The organism is Chryseobacterium sp. SIMBA_028 (genome assembly GCF_046535285.1).
Classification (GTDB): Bacteria; Bacteroidota; Bacteroidia; order Flavobacteriales; family Weeksellaceae; genus Chryseobacterium.
Map to the genome: position 1 here is coordinate 1 of NZ_JAWRWZ010000497.1, position 258 is coordinate 258.

Consider the following 258-nt stretch of genomic DNA (forward strand, 5'->3'; position numbering starts at 1 on the left):
CGGCAAGGACGTCGATCTGTACGAGCATATTCCCCGCGAACGCGGCGATCTTGTCCTCGAAGCGCGTGGACTGAGCCGGGCAGGAGCTTTCGCGGATGTGGACCTGCGGCTCCACGCCGGCGAGATCGTCGGCTTGGCCGGACTCGTGGGCGCCGGCCGGACTGAGGTGGCGCGCTGCATCTATGGCGCCGACAAGGCCGACGCCGGAATCGTGGAGATGGATGGCCGGAAGCTTCGGCTTCACAGTGCCACGGCGGG

1 protein-coding gene is annotated in these 258 nt (G+C 67.8%); it reads left to right on the top strand.

Annotated elements, in window-relative coordinates; genetic code table 11:
• The coding region (locus SCA31_RS24250) for an ATP-binding cassette domain-containing protein (protein WP_410699535.1) at positions 1-258 on the top strand (258 nt) is incomplete at both ends.